Source organism: Ferruginibacter sp. (assembly GCF_031391665.1).
Lineage (GTDB): Bacteria > Bacteroidota > Bacteroidia > Chitinophagales > Chitinophagaceae > Ferruginibacter.
On the sequence record NZ_JANMUN010000164.1, the window covers coordinates 1 to 22,469 of the forward strand.

Genomic DNA, 22,469 nt, shown 5'->3' on the forward strand with positions numbered 1-22,469 from the left:
TTATAAATTATTCTTCTTCATCTCATCAATTATATACTCCGATGCTCTCATGCTCAACGCTAAAATTGTCCACGTAATATTTTTATCTGCCTGGCTTACAAACTGCCCGCCATCTACACAAAATAAATTTTTACAATCGTGTGCCTGGCTGTATTTATTCAATGCCGATCTTTTAGGATCATTACCCATTCTCACAGTGCCGCCTTCATGAATAATTTCGCCGGGTTTGCTAAGGCCATAATTATTATTTTCATCATCATCGCCGCCCCAGGTAATTACGGCACCCATGTTATGCATTACTTCTTTAAAAGTTTCTTTCATGTGCTTGGCCTGTTTTATTTCATGCTCACTCCATTTTACATTAAACTTTAAAACAGGAATACCAAATTTATCAACCGTGTGGGGGTCAATAGCACAATAATTACTTTCTAATGGAATGGCTTCGCCACGACCGGCCATACCCACACCACAGCCATAAAAATGCCGGTAATCTTCTTTTAACGATGCCCCGTAGCCGCCGGCTTCTTTTTGTTTTCCTTTTACTACATGTTTTCCATTTAAATTTTCGATGCCCCAGCTAAAACCATAACTTGGCTGACTCATGCCGCCCCAGTATTCAATATGGTAACCTCTGGGGAAATCTAATTTTTTATTATCTAACCACCACGGCGAATAAATATGCATGCCGCCAACACCATCTTCATTATATCTTTTTCTGTCGAATAATTGCGGTAAAATCCCGCCTACTGCAGCGCCTGTAGAATCATGTAAATATTTTCCTACCACATTACTGCTGTTGGCCAAACCATTGGGGTGCCGCTGCGATTTTGAGTTCAGTAACAATCTTGCACTTTCACAGGCACTGGCAGCCAGTATCACCACTCTGCCCATTACCTGGTATTCCATCATGTCATCTTTCAGTATGTAGGAAACGCCGGTTGCAAGTCCGTCTTTATTGGTCAGCACTTCTCTTGCCATGGCATTGGCCACCACATCAATATTTCCAGTTTTCATGGCAGGATAAATTAACACATTGGGAGACGAAAAATCTGCTTTTGCCATGCTGCAGTTTCTGCCGCACTGGCCGCAAAAAAAACAGGCTTTTCTCTCAGCATCATTTTCTATATTTTTTGTAAGAATAGAAAGCCTTGATGGAATTACTTTTACTCCTGATTGCCCGGCAGCATTTTTTATAAACAGTTCATGCAGCCTTGGTTTTGGCGGCGGAAGAAAAAATCCATCGGGGTCATTATCCAAACCTTCGTTGGTACCAAATACACCAATCAGTTTATCCACTTTATCGTAGTAAGGTTTTATATCATCGTAACCAATGGGCCAGTCATCACCCAGGCCATCAATACTTTTTCTTTTAAAATCTTTTGGGCCAAAGCGCAATGATATTCTTCCCCAATGGTTGGTTCTGCCGCCCAGCATTCTTGCACGCCACCACATCCAGTCGGTTCCGGTTTCTTTTGTAAAAGGTTCACCTTCCAAACTCCAGCCACCATAGCAGGCATCAAAATCTCCAAATGGCCTTATGGTGGTACTGGCGCCCCGGCGTGGACTATCCCACGGGTTTTTTAATTGCGTAATATTTTTTTGCGGATCGTACATGTAACCGGCCTCAATAATGCAAACTTTAAATCCGGCTTTGGCTAATGTATAAGCAGCCATACCGCCGCCTGCACCTGAGCCCACAATTACGGCATCGTATTGTTTTGGTTGTTTTTTTATTTGTAAATCTCCCATAAAGCAAAATTGATTTTGTAATTGACCAAAATTTACAGCAATATTTTTTAATAAAATTTTTTTTGACCAATTTTTTCAAACTAAACCCTCAATAATTTGAAATTGTTTTTTTTTGTAATAAAAAAACCCTCCAATAAATGAAGGGTTATAATTACTATTTGGGGGGTACAAGAAAATATTTTTATTCCTTGTTCTCCTTCTCCTTCAGGAGTTCCTGCAAAGGAAAGAGCGATAGCTCATGGGATGAGGTTATAGTGCAATTTGCTTTTCCACCATCAGCTTGCGCAGGTTAATTAAACCATAACGCATACGGCCTAAAGCAGTATTGATGCTGCATTTAGTAAGGTCGGCAATTTCTTTAAAACTTAAATCGGCATAGTGACGTAAAATAATTACTTCACGCTGGTCTTCAGGTAACATATCTACCATTTTACGCACCCTGTCGTGGCTTTGGCCATTCATCATTTTGTGATCGGCACCGGGCTCGCTAAAGTTCAACACTTCAAAAATGTCCCTGTCGTCGCTGGTTTTAATAGTTGGGCTGCGTTTTACCTTGCGGAAATGATCTACACACATGTTATGTGCAATACGCATGGCCCATGGCAAAAATTTTCCTTCATCGGTATAGCGGCCACCTTTTAAAGTGTCGATAATACGGATAAATACATCCTGAAAAATGTCTTCAGTAAGATACTTATCTTTTACCAGTAAATAAATGGAGGTGTAAATTTTGTCTTTGTAGCGTACTACAATAGTTGCAAGGGCATCGGCATTGCCTTCCATATACAAATGGATAAGCTGCTGGTCGGTAAGATTGTTAAGGCATTTCATAAACTTCTACAGTTTTTTTGTGTTAGGATTTTTGTTACAGGACCAATAACATTAATCAGAAAATTGCGTAGAAGTCTTTTGAATAGGCTTTTTGGCTTTTCACTTTTATAGATATTGGACTGTAAAAATAGAAGAAGAAATTAAATTAGTATGAGTAAACTCACTTTATTTTTAATGTTTTTATACCTGATAAAAATACGTTGATTTTAAACGTATTTTTACGTGTTCATTTTAATAAAGCTAATTTTTCATCTGTATAAAACTACAGATAATTTTTATACCCAGTTACCTTTGAAACAGCTTTAAGAAAATTTTCACATATTTAAGGCAGCACAATTAATGTAAGTAAATTTGAGTATGGCAACAGCAGCAATAAAAAAATTAGTAGCGGTTAAATCAACTGTAAAGCAAACAGGGATAGAAATAAAAGGCGCAAGGGTACACAACTTAAAAAATATATCAGTAGTAATACCACGCAATAAACTAATAGTAGTAACGGGTGTATCAGGCTCTGGTAAATCATCGCTTACCATTGATACTTTATTTGCCGAAGGGCAGCGTAGATATGCAGAAAGTTTAAGTGCTTATGCCCGCCAGTTTATGCAGCGCATGAACAAGCCCGATGTGGATTATATAAAAGGATTATGCCCCGCCATTGCAATAGAGCAAAAGGTAATTACACGTACCCCAAGAAGCACTGTTGGCAGCATGACAGAAATTTATGATTACCTGCGGTTGTTATTTACCAGGGCTGGTAAAACTATTTCACCAGTTAGTGGTAAAGAAGTAAAGAAAGATGATGTAAATGATGTGGTACAATATATTGCAGGTTTAAATACAGGCGATAAAGTTTTGGTATTGGTACCTTTTAAGCCACAAAAAAACAGGGATGCTAAAGAAGAGTTGAATATCTTATTGCAAAAAGGTTTTAGCAGGCTTTATAATGGTAAAGAAAATATAAGAATAGAAGACCTGCTGGAAGAGAAAAAATTATCCATTAATAATTCTTCATTATTCATATTAGTGGACAGGCTTGTAGTAAAATCTTTTGATGAAGATGACAAACACCGCATTGCCGATTCGGTTAACACAGCTTTTTACGAAGGCGAAGGCAATATGTTTATAGAAATAAACGGATCACAAAAAAAACATTTTTCTAATAAGTTTGAAGCCGACGGAATTATTTTTGAAGAACCGGTACCTAATTTATTTTCTTTCAATAATCCTTATGGAGCCTGCCCCACCTGCGAAGGATTCTCACAAATACTGGGCATCGACCCTGATTTAATTATTCCCAATAAACAATTAAGTGTGTACGAAGGAGCAGTAGCGCCATGGAAAGGAGAAAAATTAGGTTTATGGAAAGAGGCTTTTATTAAAGCAGCAAAAAAAATCGACTTCCCGGTACATAAACCTTACATTGATTTAAATGAAAAAGAACTGGATGATTTATGGAATGGTAATCAATATGTAAATGGGATAAATGATTTTTTTAAAGAAGTAGAAGCTAATTTATATAAAGTACAATACCGTGTTTTATTGAGCCGCTACCGGGGAAGAACATTATGCACCGATTGCAAAGGTTACCGGCTGCGTAAAGAAGCATTGTATGTAAAAGTTGGCGGTAAACATATTGGCCAGTTATGTGAAATGCCGGTAAAAGATTTGCAGCTTTGGTTTGATGAATTAAAATTGAGTGCTTATGATACGCAAGTGGCCAAAAGAATTTTAATAGAAATTCATCACCGTATAAAAACATTAATGGATGTTGGTTTGGGGTATCTTACTTTAAACCGTTTGGCAAACAGTTTAAGCGGCGGCGAAAGCCAGCGCATTCAATTAACAAGAAGTTTAGGTAGCAATCTCACTAACTCTTTATATATTTTAGATGAACCTTCAATTGGTTTGCACAGCAGGGATACAGAAAGGCTGATAAAAGTTTTAAAAGAATTAAGAGATTTAGGTAATACTGTTGTTGTGGTAGAGCATGATGAAATGATGATGAGAGAAGCAGATCATATAATTGACATGGGACCATTAGCTAGCCATTTAGGCGGCGAAGTAATTGCCGAAGGAAATTATGATGAAATAGTTGCTAATCCCCAAAGCCTGACCGGAAAATATTTATCAGGCATTTTAAAAATTGAACCGCCAAAAAATATCCGCAAATGGAACCGCTCGATAAAAATTGAAGGTGCCAGGCAAAATAATTTAAAAAATATTACAGTTGAATTTCCATTAAATGTTTTGTGTGTGGTAAGTGGTGTAAGCGGAAGCGGTAAAACTACTTTGGTTAAACAAATTTTGTACCCGGCTTTACAAAAATTAAAAGGGGAGTTTGGTGATAAGGCAGGATTGTATAAAAATATTTCTGGTGATATGGATACTATTTCGCAAATAGAAATGGTAGATCAAAATCCTATTGGCAAATCATCACGTAGCAATCCGGTTACTTATATAAAAGCGTACGATGAAATAAGAGATTTATACAGCAGCCAACCATTGAGTAAGATGAGGGGTTTTCAACCCAAACATTTTTCTTTTAATGTAGATGGGGGCAGATGTGATGCCTGTAAAGGCGAAGGCGAGCAAACAATTGAAATGCAATTTTTGGCAGATGTGCATTTAACCTGCGATGTATGTGGCGGCAAACGTTTTAAAGAAGAAGTGCTGGAAGTAACTTACAAACATAAAAATATTTACGAAGTATTGGAAATGAGCGTAGATGACGCAATAGATTTTTTTATTGAAGAACCTTCTGTTGCAAATAAAATAAAACCTTTAAGTAATGTGGGTTTGGGCTATGTAAAACTGGGGCAATCTTCGGATACGCTAAGCGGTGGAGAAGCACAAAGAGTAAAGCTGGCATCCTTCCTGGGTAAAGGAAAATCGCAGGGTAATATTCTATTTATTTTTGATGAGCCCACAACGGGCCTTCATTTTAATGATATAAAAAAATTACTGGCATCCTTTAATGCGTTGATAGAACAGGGCCATTCAATAGTGGTAATAGAACATAATACCGATGTAATTAAAAGTGCTGATTGGGTAATTGACCTTGGCCCCGAAGCAGGTGATACAGGTGGAAGTTTAGTTTTTGCCGGCAGTCCCGTTGATTTAAAAAAGAATAAAAAAAGTTTTACTGCACAGTATTGCTAATTTTCAACTCTTATTAATTAAAAGAAAAATATTTTTAAAATAATTTTGTGTAATTAAGATCAAATATCTATTTTTACATCAGAAAGTAAGTACCCTAATTATTTTACTCTCACTTTTTTCGTTTGTATCCCATCACAGAAATCGGCAATTTCATACAGGTAAATTAGTTTATCCGTACATTTGTTTCTTTTAATTTTACACTGGTTTTCCCTAAGCAATTCTCTTCCAATCCCCAAAAAAACTAACTGTCTGTTTCATGCTGTTTTAAATTATCAACTTATTTTAAGTTGTTTGTTTGTAATATTTTAAAATTAATTTTTATTGTTAGAATTTAACAGCTAAAATTAATTTTCATACCCTAATCCATACCAAAAGAATATACCGTCCATTCCCTTTGCTTTAAACCAAGGCTTATCAAACTTTATTTATTTAAAATTAAAAAATGGACAACATGAAAAAATTTTGGCTTAACTCAAAACAAATTGCAATTGCTTTTCTGCTCATTATTACTGCATCTGTTGCAAATGCTGCAACCTATTTTTCAATTGCTACGGGCAACTGGAATACTAATACAACCTGGTCATTAACCAGTGGCGGCGCTGCTGTTGGCGCAGGTGTATTTCCTGTGGCTGGTGACATTGTAAACATTGAAGGCAACGATATTGTTACAATTCCAGCTGGGTTTTCAGCTTTTTGCACCACATTAAATGTTACGTTTACAACTGGTAGTACTGGTACATTAACTTTTGCTGCCACTGGCACTTTAACGGTATCAGGAAATGTAACAGTTGGAACATCAGGTTCTAACTCAAGAGAAGGAACTATTAATATGGCCGCAGGCGGTACATTAACAGTTGGTGGTAATGTTACTATTGGAAATGATGGTACAACTGCACCAATTGCAAGCGAAATTAATCAGGGTGCTGGTTCAACTGTAAATGTAACAGGTAATGTTTCAATCATTACACCTGGAAATAATTTTACAAATCAATGGGCAGTAAATGCGGGAACAGCATCTATAACAGGTACTTTAACAATGGCTAATACAGCTAATGCAAACACAGATTGTGTTTTTTCTGTTTCAACAGGTTCAGCAACTGTAACAGGTGCTGTAACTATGAATGGTGCTGCAGGTGAAAATACTCTTTCTGTAACAGGTGCCGGTACACTTAATCTTGGAAATAGTATTAGTGCCACAAACGGAACTTTTACTCTCGGTGCAGGTTCTACTGTAGATTATGAGGGAGGAGGGCAAACCATTAGGGCCGCTACTTATATTAATCTTACCCTTTCTAACAGTGGTAATAAAACTATTCCAACAGCTACAACAGTTAATGCTAAGCTTTCTATTCAGGGAACTGCAGCCGCAATTACAAATGCACCAACTTACGGTGCAGCCTCTACGCTGGAATATGCAGGTTCATCGGTACAAACTGCAACAGCAATTGAATTCCCAGCTGCAGCCGGGCCATTTAATCTTATAATAGATAATATAAACGGAGTTACATTATTAAATGCTGCCCGTACAATCGGCGGTACTTTAACATTAACTAATGGTATCTTAACTATTCCCGCTGCAGCAACACCTAATTTAATTCTTTCTGGCGGTACTGTTATTGGTGGTACACCTTTTAGTGTAACAAAACATATACGTTCAGCAGTTTCTGGTGCAAATACAGGTTTAATAAGAGTAAATAGTATTCCTGTTTCTACTGCATATTTATTCCCTGTTGGTAACGGTACAAGTTATTTACCCGTAACACTTAACTCTGCCAACACTGTTGCAAACAACAGTTTTAGTGTATCTGCTTTTAACGGCATTACTGCAAATGGTTTACCCAATGGTACGGCATTTACTCCTGCCCAAAAGGATAAATGCGTAGATGCAGTTTGGACAATAAATTACAACGGTACCGGTACACCTACTGCACCATTAGCAGTGAGTATGACATTAGGATGGCCTGCAGCTTTGGAAGGAACAGCTTTTTCAGCAAATCCAAATCCTTTGATTGGTATAGCGCATTATGATGGTCCGCTTTGGGGAACAGCTGTGGGATCAGGTAACAATGTAGCTAACACTGCCACTAACACTAACGTTACCACCTTTTCTCCTTTTGCAGTAGGTACGATAAACGCAGGCGGAGCGCCATTGGCAATAAAAGTTAATTACTTTAATGCAGCCAAAGGTAACGGCGTAAATACTTTAAACTGGAGTGCAGCATGCAGCAGCACCGAAGCAACTTTTGAAATTGAGCGTTCTTCAGATGGCGTAAACTTTACCACTATCAATTCCATTACGGCCACACAGGCCCGTTGTGCACAGCCTTTTAGTTATGATGATAACAGTAATGTATCTGCCCTTGCCTATTACCGTATAAAAGCTATTGATAATAACGGAAAGATCAGCTATACATTAATAATAAAAGTAGGCAGCCAGGTAAAAGATATGCGTTTAGCAGGTTTGTTGCCTAACCCTGTAAGCAATACAGCACAATTAAGTATAACCACAGTTAAAAAAGATAAAGTACAACTGGCCATAGTATCGCTTGAAGGAAAAGTGGTTTACAGAAATGCTGTTCAGTTACAGAGCGGAACAAGTATAGTAAATCTTGAGATTAGCAATTTATCAAAAGGTACATATGTAGTAAGAGGCGTATTTAGCGATGGACAGACCAACTCCATCAAATTTGTGAAACAATAACATACACATCAATCTATAAAAACCAAAAGCGTCTCGTAACAGAGGCGCTTTTTTATTGATGAATGTTTTGTGGAGATTATCTCAGCCTGTTGCTGTCTTTAATTAATTTTTCATCTTTATTAATTGCCCTTGCAGCCAGCATAAAAAAGATAACAATCAAACTGTGCAGTATTGCCCATAAAGAGTAAGTGCCTTGTGTAAAAGTAGCTGCTTCACGATAGTATAAAAAAATTACTAAAGCTTCAAGCAAAATGCCCAGTACACATAAACGCAGTTGTAAAGTTCTTTTTTTAAATAAAAAAATTGTAATAAAAGCCAAAGCGCCTGTAATGATAGTTGTGCAGAGTAATAACAAATTTTCGTTGCCATTTAATTCGTAAGATGCAACAGCTTTTGCATTTGTGCCACTGTAATAAGGCAGCTTAATGGAAAGAAAAGCACAGGCTGCAGCAAGCAGCAGCCATACAGATTGAATGCGTTGTATCATAAAAAATATTTTTTAATTATCCTAATTCAGGGTATAGAGAAAACTGCTGCATAAATGCTTTTACATCTTTGGCAACAGCTAATAAAATGGCTTCATCATCAGCATTCATTAAAGCTTTATCAATAAAATCAACAACAACTTGCATGTGTTCTTCCTTCATTCCCCTGGTGGTAATAGCAGGTACGCCAACACGAATACCGCTTGTTACAAAAGCACTTTTATCATCGTAAGGCACCATGTTTTTATTTACAGTAATGTCTGCTTTGCCTAAAACCTGTTCTGCTTTTTTCCCGCTGATGTTTTTATTTCTTAAATCAATCAGCATTAAATGATTGTCGGTTCCGCCACTAATCAACTGGTAATCTTTTGAATTAAATGCTTTTGCCATGGCCTGTGCGTTTGCAATTACCTGTTTGGCATACACGGTAAATTCATCAGTAAGTATTTCTCCAAAGGCAATTGCTTTTGCAGCAATTACATGCTCTAGCGGTCCGCCCTGTGTGCCGGGAAAAACAGCCATATCCAGTAAATTACTCATCATCCGCACATTACCTTTTACATCTTTTAAACCAAAAGGGTTTTCAAAATCTTTTTTCATTAAGATAACACCACCACGGGGGCCACGTAAAGTTTTATGGGTAGTGCTGGTTACAAACTGGCAGTGCTCAAACGGAGAATTTAATAAACCTTTTGCAATTAAACCGGCAGGGTGTGCCATATCGCACCAAACAAAAGCACCTACCTCGTCGGCCACTTTCCTAATTCTTGCATAATCAATATCACGGCTGTAAGCACTTGCTCCGCAAATAATAACTTTTGGTTTTTCTGCACGGGCTTTTTCTTCCAGCATTTCATAATCTATTAAGCCAGTATCTTTTTTTACACCATAAAAATGCGGCTGGTATAATTTACCTGAAAAGTTTACCGGTGAACCATGCGTTAAATGTCCACCCATGCTTAAATCCAGTCCTAATATTTTATCGCCGGGCTGCAGAATGGCTAATAATAAAGCCGCATTGGCCTGTGCGCCGCTGTGCGGTTGTACATTGGCATATTCGCAATTAAAAATTTGTTTTAAACGATCAATAGCCAATTGCTCTACTTGGTCCACAATTTCGCAACCACCATAATACCTGCGGCCGGGGTAACCTTCGGCATATTTATTAGTAAGGGAAGTTCCCATGGCCTGCATTACCTGCAAACTGGTGAAATTTTCGGAGGCAATCAACTCAATGCCGTGGCGCTGTCTTTCTAATTCTTTATCGATCAGGTCAAAAATTACGGTATCTCTTTGCATGTATTAAAATTTTGAGGGGCAAAGATAAATGCAAGTTTTTATGAAACCTAAAATCCATAGTAAGGGTTACCAACCTTTGTAACTTAAGTTTAAAAAATAATGAGAATTCATAAGGTTGGTTACCCATCTTAACATGACCTGTGTAAAAAATACACCACCTTATTAAAAAATCACTAATTTCACATCCTTTTAAAAAAAGACGCTTCTCAAATATTCAAAGCATGAAGGCCATTATTCCGGTTGCAGGCGCAGGCACTAAACTTCGTCCGCATACATACACACAACCTAAAGCGTTGATTCCTCTTGCAGGAAAAACCATTCTCAGTATTATTGTAGATCAGCTGCAGGAAGCAGGGATAAAAGATTTTGTATTTATTATAGGATACCTGGGAGAAAAAATTCAGGATTACGTAAAAGAAAAATACCCTCATTTAAATTGCCATTTTGTAAATCAGAATGAACGGCATGGTACCGGCCATGCTATTAATCTTACCAAAGAAATTATAGGCGATGATGAAATTTTAGTTGTGCTGGGAGATACCATTGCTGAATACGACGTAAAAGAAATACTTAATACACCCTACTCAATGTTAGGTGTAAAAAAAGTGGATGACCCACGCAATTTTGGCGTAGCTGAAATAGAAGAAGATGGTTTTATAAGCCGTGTGGTGGAAAAACCCGCCATACCAAAAAGTAATATGGCATTGGTAGGGGTTTATAAAATTAAAGAAACTGGTTTTTTATTTTCCTGCATTGAAAAAATAATTGCAGCGGATATTAAAAGTTACGATGAATTTAATTTAACCGATGCATTAGAATGTATGATACAAAACGGTGTAAAGTTTCAACCGTTTAAAGTGCAGAACTGGTTTGATTGCGGTAAAAAAGAAACACTGCTGGAATCGAATGCAACCCTGCTAAAAAAATTTGGCGGAAACATTGCTGAAAAACATTCTTTTGAAAATACTATAATAATACCACCCGTAAGTATTGGTGAAGGTTGCGATATTAAGAATTCGGTAATTGGCCCCAATGTAGCCATTGGCGAAAATTCTAAACTGAGCCATGCAATAATTAAAGACTCTATTATTGGCGCTTATTCCAATCTTTTTGAAATTGTACTAAACACTTCACTTATTGGCAGCGATGCAGAAGTAAAAGGTGTAAGCCGCAGCTTAAATATTGGCGATAATACTGCAATTGACCTTGGCGGTGGCAGCAGAAATTAACCCAATCCCATATCTTTCAAATTAAAAAAATCTTGGTTTTATAAAATAAATCCTTTTACTTTGCGTTTCAAAGTACTTTCTATTTTCTGCTTTTGAAAGAGTGCAAAAGTGTTTTAAAATATGAACAACAGGGTAACACAACTTTTTAATATCAAATATCCCATTATTCAGGCAGGAATGATATGGGCCAGCGGCTGGCGCCTTGCAAGTGCTGTAAGTAATGCAGGAGGGTTAGGGTTGATAGGAAGCGGAAGCATGTACCCGGAAGTATTAAAGGAACATATAAAAAAATGTAAAGCGGCAACGGATAAACCTTATGGAGTTAATGTACCCTTGCTTTATCCGGATATTGATAAACATATTGACATTATTATTGAAGAAAAAGTACCCATTGTTTTTACATCAGCAGGTAACCCTAAAACATGGACAACAACTTTAAAAGAAAAAGGCATTAAAGTAGTGCATGTAATAAGCAGCAGCAAGTTTGCACTAAAGGCACAGGAGGCAGGTTGCGATGCAGTTGTAGCCGAAGGTTTTGAAGCTGGCGGGCATAATGGAAGGGAGGAAACTACAACAATGGTACTGGTACCGGCAGTTTGTGCAGCAGTAAATATTCCTGTTATAGCCGCAGGTGGTATTGCAACCGGAAGGCAAATGTTAGCGTCAATGGTGCTGGGTGCAGCAGCCGTTCAAATAGGAAGCCGTTTTGTTGCCAGTGAGGAAGCATCTTCTCATATTAATTTTAAAGAAGCCGTTATACATTCCGCAGAAGGCGATACGATGTTATCGTTAAAACAATTAACACCGGTAAGATTAATGAAGAATATTTTTTTTAACCGGGTGCAAACAGCAGAACAGCAATGTGCATCGGCAGAAGAGCTAAAAGAATTATTAGGAAGAGGCAGGGCAAAAAATGGAATGTTTGAAGGAAATTTAGAAGAAGGAGAGCTTGAAATAGGGCAGGTAAGCGCTATTATTAAATCAATACAACCGGCTGCAGCAATAGTAGAAGAAATATGGAATGAGTTCGAATTCTTATTAAGGCAGCCACTAAAATAAAATATTATCTTTGCCATCAAAATTTTTGAAAATCAATCCCCAAGAAATGTTAGTAAACTCAGGAACGGTAACTAAGTATATAAAAAAGCTATCTCTAATATCTTGCTTATTTTTTATTGTTTTACTAAGTAATGCCCAGGCACAACCGCCTATAGGCGACCCAAGTAATCCAACAGGTTTACCATCTTTACCCAGTACAACAACAATGTCTCCTGGGCAATTAAACCAAATTTTAGCCGATAAAAATGCAGGAAGTTCATCAATTGGTACTGATAAAAATAAGGCACTTAATAACAGAATTGACAGAGACAGCCTGGTTAGGGAAGCTACACCACAATCGGCTAATGTAACCGAACAAACGTATGGCATGCAGCTATTTAGAGGTGGCGCTGTAGCATCAATCACTGATTTATCAACGCCTCCGTTAGATTATCCCATAGGTGTGTACGACCAGATAATTGTATCGCTGTGGAATGGCGCCGAAGCTACTTTTGATTACACAGTGGCAAGGGATGGCTCCATTTTTCCTACAGGGCTGGGAAAAATATATTTGCAGGGTTTAACCTTTGAGCAGGTACGTTCTTTAATAACACAACGTTTTAAATCTTATGTTCCAGCTTCTACAAACATCACCGTATCGTTAGGCCAGCCCCGAACAATTTCTGTAAACGTTGCTGGAGAAGTAAATTCACAGGGGCCTGTTACCGTTTCTGCTTTTACCAATGCATTTAATATAATTGCGTTAGCAGGTGGACCAACAGAATTTGCCAACCTGAGGGATATATTAATTAAAAGAAACGGAAGGGTTATTGACGCACTGGATGTATATAAATATTTAACCACCGGCGATTTTGGCAAACATATTTACCTTGAAAATAACGACTTTGTTATTTTACAATCTGTAGAAAAAAAGGTAAAAGCAGAGGGCAAATTTAAAAGGCCCATGTTTTACCAGTTAAAAAAAGACGAAGGCATGAAAGCGCTTTTGAAATACAGCGGCGGCTTGCAAAAAGATGCCTTTTCAAGTGGTGTAAAAGTTTTTAGAACTGAACTGGAAAAACAAATAATAAAGGATGTAAATACTACTGCAATTATAAACCCCACAAATCTTGAAATTTATAAAAACGAAGATTTTCCTTTGGTGGATGGTGATATTGTAAAAGTAATTGCCGTAAACCCGGGATTAATAAATAAAGTGGAAATAAAAGGTGAAGTATCTTATCCAGGCCAGTACGAAATACGAAAAGGAGATAAATTATTTGATGTTATTAACAGGGCAGGAGGTATTACACGTAATACTTATTTGCCAAGAGCCTATGTTTTTAGAGGCGGCGGCGATAGTACCAATATAAAATCGAATAAACTGGAAGTAGATTTAAGTGACATAACTAAAACTGATAATGATGCCAGCCTGTATAATGTAGAAATTTTTGCCAACGATCAGATATTGTTATTTAATACTAACAATTTTTACGACAGGCAGTATGTGGAAATATTTGGCGAAGTAAGAAAAGAAGGCAGGATAAATAAATATGGGGGAATGACCTTACAGGATCTGTTGTATTTATCAGGCGGCTTAAAACAATCTGCCGAGTTTGGAAGAATTGAAATATCGAGTGTGCTTGACATTGATTCAGCTAAAAGGGAGCAAACACCAACAAGAGTTATTTTAAAGCAGATAAAAGTTTCTCCTAATTTAGATATTGATAGTGCCTCTGCAGGAATTATTTTAAAACCTTTCGATCAGGTGTATGTTAGAAAAAACCCCACCTTCGAATTGCAGCAACTGGTGCAAATAAATGGGTTGATAAAATATCCAGGTCCTTATCCACGTCTTGACAAATACGAACGGTTATCATCTTACATAGAAAGGGCAGGAGGGATAAAAGAAAATGCAGATCTGGAAGGGGCAATTTTATACAGGAAAAAAACACAATATTTTAGAGAGAACGTAACGAGTAAAGTAAATTCTTTAACCGATTCTTTAGGTGGCATAATTTTAGACTCTGCTCAAACTAGTTTAAATGAGGTATCGCAAGAGCCGGTAAGTATTGATCTTTTCAGGGCTATGAAAAATAAAAATTCCAAGTTTGATATTGTATTACAGGAAGGAGATATCGTTTTTGTGCCGGAAATAAATCCTTTTGTAAATGTAAAAGGAAGTGTGCAATCGCCATTAAAATTAACTTTTGATAAAGAGCACACTAACTTATTGTATTATATCGATAAGGCAGGTGGATATGGCAGGCGCCCCTGGAAAAGCCGAGTATATGTACAATACGCCAATGGAAAAAGCAGGCGGACAAAAAACTTTTTCTTTATACATTTTTATCCAAAAGTTGCAGAGGGCAGTACAGTAAATGTGCCTGAAAAAGCTGAGGGCAGTCAGGTAGGTGATATAATTAAACAGGCAGGGTTATCTATAGTAACCATTGTAACAGGTGTATTAGTTGCCAAAGTTGTAGGAGGCCTTTAATTGCAATAACCCAATAAATATTCAAATGAATAACATAGAACTTATAAAACAAATTATAAAGCGGCTGCGAAAATTCAGTTGGTTAATTGCCCTTATTGCAATTGCATTTGGCGCACTATTCTATTTTATGGCAAGGCAGAGTGTGATGATTTATACTTCTAAATCTACCGTGTTTCCATTAAACAGCTCAAACGATAATAATATTTCTTCCAGCACAATAAGTAATATTTTGGGTTTGTCAGATGCGCCAAAATCGTTTAGCGGCGAAGCTTCTATTAATATTGTTGAATTAGCTGCCAGCCGAAGGACAAGAGAGGCAGTAGCAGAAGCTAAAGCTACAAGAGTTCCTTCATTAAAAAATAAAAATATAGCCCGTTTATTAATTGAAGAAAATAATAAGCATATTGGCTTTATACAAAACGAAGAAATTGAAATTAAAAAATTGGATAGTGCCACAATGATTAATGTTGCCAGCAACATGCTAAAAGGGGGCTTTGCAGCTAAAATTAATAAGAATGGTATTCTTGAATTAAATTACAGTAACAGTAACCCCGATATTGTAAAGGAAGTGAGTTACCTTTTTATAGATAAGCTTTCTGAATTTTATATTGATTTAAAAAAGAAAAAAGCACAAATTGATTTTGAATTTGCGGTTAATAAGGCAGACTCTTTACGCAGGGTTTTGAATGCACTGGATAAAGCCCTGATCCGGCAGGATGAAACAACTTTTTTTACCGATGAACAATTAAAGCGGTTTAGTTTACCTAAAGTTAATCTTTTGCAGGATAAGCAAACCGTACAATCGCAATATTATTATGCAGTAAATAACCGTGAAGCAGCTGCATATAAATTGCAAAAAGAAACTCCTATTATAGAAGCATTAGATAGACCGGAAGGCCCGTATGATGCAGGCCGTAAATCAACAAAAATTTATGCGATTGTAGGTTTGTTACTGGGTATATTTATTGGCATTGTTGCCGTAAGCTGGAAAATTATAAATAAATATCTTGGTGAAGAATTGAACAGGGCAATAGAAAAAGCTGCAAAACCTAAAGAACAATTAAAAGAACAATTAAAAGAGCAGCCAGAGGTTTTAAAAGTATAAATCATTTTGTTTTCTATAAAAAATCCCTGTTTGTAAAATACAGACAGGGATTTTTATTTTGTTGATATTATTTTCTAAAAGCCCATTTTATCATTTCCTTCCAGCTGGGTTTTTTACCATACATTAAAATACCGGTACGGTAAATTCTTGCAGCAAACCAGGTGGTAAACATAAAGCCTGCAATAAGTGATGCCATTGATAAACCCAACTGCCACCATGGTACAGTGTTAGGTACACCAAAAGGAATACGTGCCATCATTACTATTGGAGAACTGAATGGTATAATGCTTGCCCAAACCGCAACCGAGCTGCTGGGGTTGGATATTGCAGGCGTCATTAATGCAATAGAAAAAATGATAAGCATGGTTATGGGGAAACTTAATGATTGTGCTTCTCTCATATCTTCATTAATAGCACTGCCAATTGCTGCGTACAAAGAAGAATAGAAAAAGAAACCTGCCAGTAAATAAAAAATAAAACATCCTACCACCAAAGGAATATTTACGCTGGTAAATACTTCCTGAATTTTGCCTACCATAGCTGATGCAGCGCCTCCACTTCCTGTTGTTTTAGTAACATTATAAATTATAAAAATGCAGGCGATCCAGATCAGAAACTGCGTTAAAGCTACCATGCCAATACCAACAATTTTGCCGATCATTAATTGAAAAGGTTTTACAGAAGATACTACCACTTCTGCAATGCGGCTTGTTTTTTCCTCAGTTACACCCATCATTACCTGGCTGCCGTAAAGCAATAAAATAAGATACATTAAAAAACCACACACATAACCAATAGTAGTGGCAATACCTGCGTTGGCATTTTTGTTTTTTTCATTATTCAATTTTAAATCTATGCTTTTACTTAACACGGCTTCTTTTACCGAGTCGATGCCTAGGCTGTCACGCTTTATTTTGTTCCAGATGCGGTTAATTTTTTTCTCAACCGGATTTATTGCTCCAATGCCAAAAGATTTTTTTGTATTTACTAAAAGGCTGTCTGTACCAGTCTGCCATTTAAATGTTTCTGGAATTATTACATAGCCGTCGTATCCCAACGAGTCGAAACTTTCCTTTATTACTTCAATACTTGCAGCCACTAATTGTATGGTATTGCTTGTATCGTTGCCATTTACTGTATTAATTAACTCCTGCTTAAATAAACCAGATTGATCAATTAATGCAATCCTTAAATCTTCTCTTGTTTTATCAGCAATATAGCTTGTGCCAAAAATTAAAGCCAAATATAAAAGCGGAAAAAGAATGGTACCAATGATGAAAGTTTTTTTTCTAACACGGGTTAAAAATTCTCTTTGTATGATTAATAAAATTTTGTTCATTTTTTATAAGTTGAAAAGTGTAAAAAGGGTTAAGCGAAAAAAGACAAAGTAAAAATTATCAATTATCCATTGTTTGAAATTGTCTTGCAGTTGGTGTGCCTTCTACTAATTTTATAAAAATATCATTCAGTGAAGGGAGTATTTCTTTAAAAGAAACAATACTGCTTCCGCTATTGATAAAATAGCCCAATACATCATTGGCTTTAAAACCTTCGTTAATTTTTACAATAAGTTCCTTCTTATTTGTATTAATAATTTCAAATGTATTACTATTTACAATTTCAGGAATGTTTTCTAATTGGATACTGAAAAGGTTCTCTTTAAAATCTTGTTTTACATTTTGTACTGTACCATCTAAAATTTTCTTTCCTTTATTTACCAGCACAATATTGTTACAAATTTCTTCCACCTGTTCCATGCGGTGTGTGCTGAATATTATGGTAGTACCTTTTTGCGCCAGCCTGTAAATTTCATCTTTTATAAGATTGGCATTAATAGGGTCGAGGCCACTGAAGGGCTCATCTAAAATAATTAAATCAGGTTCGTGTAAAACGGTAATTACAAATTGTAATTTTTGTCCCATCCCCTTACTCAAGTCTTCTACTTTTTTATTCCACCAGCTTTCCATCTCCAGCCGCACAAACCAATCTTTAATTTTATGCATGGCATCATCTTTACCTAATCCCTTAAGCCGGGCAAGGTATAAAGCCTGTTCGCCAATCTTCATCTTTTTATACAAGCCCCTTTCTTCGGGCATGTAACCAATGTATTTGGCATCATTTTCGGGATCAAACTTTTTTCCTTTTAAAATAATATCACCGGAATCGGGATAAAAAATCCCTGTGATCATTCTTATTAAAGTGGTTTTACCGGCACCGTTAGGGCCAAGTAATCCAAAAATACTCCCTTTGGGAATGGTCATACTGATATCGTCCACTGCTTTTTGGGTGGCAAAATATTTTTTCAGGTTGTGCAGTTCTAGAATGTTCATTAGTTATGGGTTAAAGAAAATAATTATGTAAAATAACAGCTTGCAAATTTTATTATCCGTAGTTATTTTATGAATGGTAAATTTATTATTAATTCTAAAATTATAAATTATCAATTGCATTGGCTACTCTTTCGCCATCCATAGCCGCACTTACAATACCGCCGGCATACCCTGCACCTTCGCCACAGGGGTATAAGTTTTTTATTTGTGGATGAGTAAGTGTATCAGCATTACGTGGAATTCTAACTGGGGATGATGTACGGCTTTCGGTTGCTACCACCACAGCATCATTGGTAAAATAACCGGGCATTTTTTTTCCAAACTCTATAAAACCTTTTGCCAGTGATTGATAAACAAAATCGGGCACCACTTCTTTTAATGATAAAGATTGCAAACCCGGTTGATAAGAACAATTGGGTAACGACGAAGATGTGTTGCCATTACTGAAATCGGCCATGCGCTGTGCAGGTGCCACAAATTTTCCACCGCCACTTTCAAAACATTTTTGCTCCACCATTTTTTGAAACTCCATCATTATTAATGGATGTTTTTCATTGAACATTGAATATTGAACATTGCTCATTGAATATTTCATTTCTCTCAACGCATCCTGCAGCTCTACCTGTACCACCATGCCACTGTTAGCATAAGGATTATTTCTTTTAGAAGGGCTCCAGCCATTCACCACAATTTCTCCTGCTGCGGTAGAAGCCGGAGCAATAATACCTCCGGGGCACATACAAAAACTAAAAACACCTCTTTCATTTATCTGTTGCACTAAAGAGTAAGAAGCTGGGGGTAAAATTTCATTTGCAGCATTAGTTTTATACTGGCAGGTATTAATAAGCAGTTGCGGATGTTCAATTCTTACACCCAAAGCAAAAGGTTTTGCTTCTATTAAAATATTTTTTTGGTGCAGCAACTCAAAAATATCCCTGGCACTGTGGCCGGTGGCCAAAATAAAACTATCGCCATCAAAAATATTTCCGTCAGCAGTTTTTACTGAAATGATTTTTTCCTTCTCAATAATAAAATCAGATACTTTCTTTTCAAATAAAAATTCGCCGCCACACTCCATTATTTGGTTACGCATGGCAGTAATAATATGCGGTAATTTATTGGTGCCAATATGCGGATGTGCTTCGTATAAAATTTTTTCTTCGGCGCCAAAGCGTACAAATAAATTAAGTATGCGGTCAATATCGCCCCGCTTGTTGCTTCTTGTATAAAGTTTGCCATCGCTGTAAGTACCTGCACCACCTTCGCCAAAGCAATAATTACTTTCGGGATTAATAATGCCTTCTTTATTCAGTACAGCTAAATCCCTTCGCCTTGCCCTTACATCTTTTCCTCTTTCTAAAATAATAGGCTTAATATTTTTTTCTATCAATTGCAATGCAGCAAATAAACCTGCCGGGCCGGCGCCAATAATAATTACTTTTTTTTGGGCCTTACTTACATCTTTAAAATCGAATGGAGTAATGTCTCTTTTTTTAAAAGGCTCATCAATAAAAGCATTTACTGTTAAATTTACCCAAATAGTTTTTGCCCTGGCATCAAGCGATTTTTTTAACAGATGAAAACCGGTAATGGAACTTTCTTTTTTGCCGGCAGTACTGGCAATATATTTTTTGATGATGGACTCATCCATTGCCTCGGAAGGAAGCAGTTTGAAAGAAATTTTTTGTTGCATGTATTTAATGCCGGATACTTATTCCGGAAATTTTTATTCGCTTTTATCTTCTTAATATTCTCCTCCATTGTTCCCCCTTCAGGGGCGGAGGGGGATTGGCCTAAAACGGCAAATCATCCACAGCATCCGGCGGTGCCGACGAAAAAGTATCCAATGGTTCTAAGTATTCATTATCGGTTTTTGCAGTTGCACCGGGTTGTAAAATTTGTTCAATTCTCCAGGCATCTAAATTAGTAATGTAATTTACTTTGCCATCTTTTTCCCATTTGCTGCCTTTAATGTTAAAATACACTTTCACATCATCGCCAATATTCACCCTGTCCACAATAGCGGTTTTATCCTGTATGCATTGAAATTTTACATAGTTGGTAACAGTGCGGCCATTTATTTCATCAGTTTTTTCAACAGCAAATTCTCTTGTTTTAAAAGTTTCTGTTCGTTGAACGATGTCGTATTTGGCAATTAATTTGCCGGTTAATTCATAACTCATAATAATAATTTAATATGCCAAAAGTAATTCTATTTATTGATAAATTTTTATCCCATCTTTTTTGTTGCTATTAATAAATAATTACTACCTTCCTCTTTATTCTAACAGGAGTTTTATGAGGAGACCCAGCCACTTTTTTTTACCAATTTTTTTTACCGCATTTTTTTTAGTATCCTGTAAAACGGTATATCAGCCGCAGGCAGTACAGTATATTGATTACCGCCTTACGCAGCAAAGTAAGCAAGACAGTGGTTTAAATAAATTATTGCAACCCTATGCCGATAGTGTAAATAAAAGCATGAATACAGTTATTGCAGTTGTAGCGACAGAACTGGAAAAAAAACAACCCGAAGGAACATTGGGAAATGTTATGGCAGATGCTATGCTGGCTAAAGCAAAGCAGGGTTATAAAATGCCTGTTGACGGAGCCTTTATTAATTTTGGTGGTATCAGGCTTACTTCGGTAGCTGCTGGCAATATTACAAGAGGTAAAATTTTTGAGCTGGCACCTTTTGATAATGATATTGTAATACAAAAACTGAGCGGTAAAGTGTTGCAGGAATTCTTAAATCATATTTCTGCAAAAGGTGGCTGGCCTGTGGCAGGCATTAGCTGGCAAATAAAAAATAAAGCTGCAATAAATATTTTAATAAACGGACAACCCATTGCCGATACGGCAATTTATACAATTGCAATGGTTGATTATGTAGCTAACGGTGGCGATGATTGTATTATGCTCAGGCCAATACCTCAAAAAAGTACAGGATATGTTTTAAGGGAGGCGCTTATTGAATATTTTATTGAATTAAATAAAGAAGGGAAAAAAATGTCTTCTCAAATAGAAAACCGGGTAACAAATGCAGAGTAGAAGAAAATTTATTACACAATCTTCGCTTGCTGCTGCGGCAATACTAACATCAAACAGCCTGTTTGCAGAAATGCAAAAGGAAAATGCAGCAAAAAAATTAATCATCCTTCATACTAATGATGTACACAGCAGGCTGGAGCCTTTTCCTATGGACGGTGGCAGAAACCAGGGACTTGGCGGAGTGGCTGCAAGAGCAGAATTAATAAAGAAAATCAGAAGTGAAAATAACCAGGTGTTATTATTAGATGCTGGCGATATTTTTCAAGGCACGCCTTATTTTAATATATATAAAGGCGAACCCGAAATGAAAGCAATGGCTGCAATGAATTATGATGCAGTAACAATGGGAAATCATGATTTTGATGCAGGGCTTGAAAATTTTGCTGCACAATTAAAGCATGTAAATTTTCCGGTATTGATGTGTAATTACGATTTTTCCAATACACTAATGGAATTTAAATACCAGCCGTATAAAATTTTTAAAAAGGGAAAATTAAAAATTGGTGTTACCGGAGTGGGCATACAGCTAACCGGGTTAGTACCGGATAGTTTATTTGGTAATACAAAATATCTTGATCCAATACAAAAAGCAAATGAAACTGCAGCTACATTAAAAAAAGAAGAAGGCTGCGATATGGTGATATGTCTTAGCCATTTAGGGTATAAATACAGCGATAACAAAATAAGCGATATGGTATTGGCAAAAGAAACTGAAAATATAGATTTAATAATTGGCGGGCATACACATACTTTTATGGATGCACCGGAATTATATACTAATAAATCAGGAAGTGGTGTATTGATAAACCAGGTGGGTTGGGCTGGTATTCAACTGGGCAGATTAGATTTTGATTTTGCAGGATTTAACCCAAAAAAATTGTCAAAATCCCATACTGTGGTGGTAGGGAAAAAAACAATTGAATAAAAAATTTTTTTTTCAATAATTTATTCGATATTCGCTGTCCTGCTAAAAATTAATTTTCAGTATTCATTGA

16 protein-coding genes are annotated in these 22,469 nt (G+C 36.6%); 8 read left to right on the forward strand and 8 right to left on the reverse strand.

The genetic code is table 11. The features are described from left to right. A complete protein-coding gene (locus ACY651_RS12175) occupies nt 1–1,749 on the reverse strand; it encodes a GMC oxidoreductase (RefSeq protein ID WP_462253088.1) in 1,749 nt (582 codons plus the stop codon). 249 nt (nt 1,750–1,998) lie between these two features. Then, nucleotides 1,999–2,580 carry an RNA polymerase sigma factor gene (locus ACY651_RS12180; protein WP_462253090.1) on the reverse strand — a complete coding sequence of 194 codons (582 nt, stop codon included), beginning with the start codon at nt 2,578–2,580 and terminating at the stop codon, nt 1,999–2,001. Nucleotides 2,581–2,937: 357 nt separating this feature from the next. Here ACY651_RS12180 and uvrA point away from each other — a divergent pair, with 357 nt between their 5' ends. Next, on the forward strand, nt 2,938–5,739 hold the full coding sequence (uvrA, locus tag ACY651_RS12185; RefSeq protein WP_462253092.1) for an excinuclease ABC subunit UvrA: 2,802 nt from the start codon (nt 2,938–2,940) through the stop codon (nt 5,737–5,739). 451 nt (nt 5,740–6,190) lie between these two features. Then, nucleotides 6,191–8,440, forward strand: coding sequence for a beta strand repeat-containing protein (locus ACY651_RS12190; protein WP_462253094.1), 2,250 nt, complete (start codon nt 6,191–6,193; stop codon nt 8,438–8,440). 76 nt (nt 8,441–8,516) lie between these two features. Here ACY651_RS12190 and ACY651_RS12195 read toward each other — a convergent pair whose 3' ends face one another. Both ACY651_RS12195 and ACY651_RS12200 read right to left on the reverse strand, forming a co-directional pair. Then, on the reverse strand, nt 8,517–8,927 hold the full coding sequence (locus ACY651_RS12195; protein WP_462253096.1) for a DUF4293 domain-containing protein: 411 nt from the start codon (nt 8,925–8,927) through the stop codon (nt 8,517–8,519). Nucleotides 8,928–8,943: 16 nt separating this feature from the next. After that, nucleotides 8,944–10,224 (reverse strand): serine hydroxymethyltransferase, encoded by a 1,281-nt coding sequence (locus tag ACY651_RS12200; protein ID WP_462253098.1) that lies wholly within the window; start codon nt 10,222–10,224, stop codon nt 8,944–8,946. Nucleotides 10,225–10,445: 221 nt separating this feature from the next. Between ACY651_RS12200 and ACY651_RS12205 the strand changes: the two genes are divergently transcribed. The 4 genes from ACY651_RS12205 (at nt 10,446) to ACY651_RS12220 (ending at nt 16,093) form a co-directional block, all read left to right on the forward strand. Further along, the gene (locus tag ACY651_RS12205) at nt 10,446–11,453 is read left to right on the forward strand and encodes a sugar phosphate nucleotidyltransferase (protein WP_462253100.1); all 1,008 of its coding nucleotides are present in this window, start codon (nt 10,446–10,448) and stop codon (nt 11,451–11,453) included. A gap of 120 nt (nt 11,454–11,573) precedes the next feature. Then, nucleotides 11,574–12,512, forward strand: coding sequence for an NAD(P)H-dependent flavin oxidoreductase (locus tag ACY651_RS12210; RefSeq protein WP_462253102.1), 939 nt, complete (start codon nt 11,574–11,576; stop codon nt 12,510–12,512). 46 nt (nt 12,513–12,558) lie between these two features. Beyond that, entirely contained in the window at nt 12,559–14,988 is a 2,430-nt protein-coding gene (locus tag ACY651_RS12215; protein WP_462253103.1) for an SLBB domain-containing protein, read from the forward strand. Nucleotides 14,989–15,013: 25 nt separating this feature from the next. Further along, nucleotides 15,014–16,093 (forward strand): hypothetical protein, encoded by a 1,080-nt coding sequence (locus tag ACY651_RS12220; RefSeq protein ID WP_462253104.1) that lies wholly within the window; start codon nt 15,014–15,016, stop codon nt 16,091–16,093. 67 nt (nt 16,094–16,160) lie between these two features. Here the strand turns inward: ACY651_RS12220 and ACY651_RS12225 are convergent, their stop codons facing one another. From ACY651_RS12225 to ACY651_RS12240, 4 genes are all read right to left on the reverse strand, one after another. After that, nucleotides 16,161–17,432 (reverse strand): ABC transporter permease, encoded by a 1,272-nt coding sequence (locus tag ACY651_RS12225; protein WP_462253106.1) that lies wholly within the window; start codon nt 17,430–17,432, stop codon nt 16,161–16,163. 58 nt (nt 17,433–17,490) lie between these two features. Then, nucleotides 17,491–18,423: an ABC transporter ATP-binding protein gene (locus tag ACY651_RS12230; RefSeq protein WP_462253108.1), complete on the reverse strand. Its 933-nt coding sequence runs from the start codon at nt 18,421–18,423 to the stop codon at nt 17,491–17,493. Nucleotides 18,424–18,523: 100 nt separating this feature from the next. Beyond that, nucleotides 18,524–20,116 (reverse strand): NAD(P)/FAD-dependent oxidoreductase, encoded by a 1,593-nt coding sequence (locus ACY651_RS12235; RefSeq protein ID WP_462253110.1) that lies wholly within the window; start codon nt 20,114–20,116, stop codon nt 18,524–18,526. Nucleotides 20,117–20,216: 100 nt separating this feature from the next. Next, nucleotides 20,217–20,606 carry a DUF3127 domain-containing protein gene (locus ACY651_RS12240; RefSeq protein WP_462219416.1) on the reverse strand — a complete coding sequence of 130 codons (390 nt, stop codon included), beginning with the start codon at nt 20,604–20,606 and terminating at the stop codon, nt 20,217–20,219. 115 nt (nt 20,607–20,721) lie between these two features. Between ACY651_RS12240 and ACY651_RS12245 the strand changes: the two genes are divergently transcribed. Continuing rightward, entirely contained in the window at nt 20,722–21,474 is a 753-nt protein-coding gene (locus ACY651_RS12245; RefSeq protein ID WP_462253112.1) for a 5'-nucleotidase C-terminal domain-containing protein, read from the forward strand. Then, nucleotides 21,464–22,399, forward strand: a complete 936-nt coding sequence (locus ACY651_RS12250) for a bifunctional metallophosphatase/5'-nucleotidase (protein WP_462253114.1) — start codon at nt 21,464–21,466, stop codon at nt 22,397–22,399. The genes ACY651_RS12245 and ACY651_RS12250 overlap by 11 nt, the downstream gene beginning before the upstream one ends. Nucleotides 22,400–22,469 lie beyond the last annotated feature (70 nt).